Here is a 1,556-nt window from a genome sequence, read left to right as displayed (position 1 = left end):
CCCATATATCGGAAGCCATGCTTCATGTAATGAAATACAGTCATTTCGCTGAACGGGTCAATAGTTGGCATACCGTCCCCCGTGGCGTTGCCGAACAAAACACGATCTTTCACATGGATGCAGGCCAACCGACCCGGTTTCAAAATGCGCATTAACTCTGGTGTAAGATAATCCATCTGTTCAAAGAACTTATCGTTATCTTCATTGTGCCCAAAGTCATTGTATGTAGGCGTGTATTCGTAATGATTTGAGAACGGGATACTGGTTACGATCAGATCTACAGAGTTACTTTCCATCTTCTGACATTCCAATACATTATCGTTATTGATTGCTTTCCACAACTTGCCGGATTTTTCTTCCCGACTGGCGAACATCCAGCGCATCATCTTTTCCTCGGCCTGCAAACCGAACAAACCGTTATGCCGGACAATTTCAGTCATATTTGCGACCATTTCCCGGTGTTGTGCCCATTTCTGCATGAAGCTCTTAAATATTTCACCCTCGCTTTCGGCATAGACCAGATAGAGATCAACAGGATGCTGCTGCATAAAGCGGTATATACGGGCTATCGCTTGGAACTTATCGTTGAAGCGGTAGTCAATGAACATGATTGCTTTATGACAATGATACTGGAAGTTCAGACCTTCACCAAGCATCTCCGGTTTAGCTGCAAGGTATTTCAGCCGGCCATCTTTGAAGTCGGATATTACCTTGTCGGCTTCTTCATCGTCTTGTGAACCATAGACAGCCTTACAACCAGGAATCGCTTTGCATAGTTCCAGCCGTTCAGCTTCCAAGTCATGCCATAAAAGGAAATGGTCGTCCTTGTTTTCCGGACGATTGATTATCTCTACCACACGGGCAATCTTTTCCTGCATGTTATCTCGGCGTTCTTTTGCCGCGTCAGCAAGTCCGAGAGCAGCCTCACGAAACATTTTCACCTGTCCGTCACGATCAGCTCCAGCCGTAGAATTGTCCACATTCACAATCTCTTCATGTACGCGGAGTTCAGGCAACTCATAGCCAGTATCCGGATAACCGAGGTCGGAAGGCTTGGTTAGGAACAACGCCCATGTAGATACCCACAACCAAAACTCTTTTTCCTTATGCGGATAAAGTGTCAAGTTATTCGCCTTCGTGCTGTCTCGCTGAAAGAATCGAGTAAGAGCCTGTCCGGTGTCCATCACACCAAGATAACCAGCATAATGTATAAGTTCCTTGTATCTGTTTGGCGAAGGTGTAGCCGTAGCAACAAACCTGTAAGGGACACCCGAGAACAACGGTAGAAACTCCTGATAGGTCTTGGTGCCGAATCCGCGCAACACGCTGGCTTCATCCAATGATGTTGCAGTAAAATAGGACGGATCTATTCTCACTCCATCCTCACCATCACGCACACGTTCGTAGTTTGTTACCATGATGTCGGTAGGACATATCATCACATCTGCCATAGTTCGGACATAGGTTACTTTCATGTGCAAGTGTTGTTCCGCTTGTGTTAGGAACTCGACTACCACACGCTTAGGGCAAACGATCAATCCCTTGCCTCCTTTATG

1 pseudogene is annotated in these 1,556 nt (G+C 46.2%); it reads right to left on the bottom strand.

Features of this window, described 5'->3' with window-relative positions:
* Positions 1 to 1,556, bottom strand: a pseudogene (locus tag KTG12_RS21320) (DNA methylase N-4); the annotation flags it as partial.

Source organism: Parabacteroides sp. MSK.9.14 (assembly GCF_019041495.1).
Lineage (GTDB): Bacteria > Bacteroidota > Bacteroidia > Bacteroidales > Tannerellaceae > Parabacteroides > Parabacteroides merdae.
The sequence above is the reverse complement of the archived record's forward strand: the minus strand, read 5'-3'. Positions and strand labels throughout refer to the sequence as shown.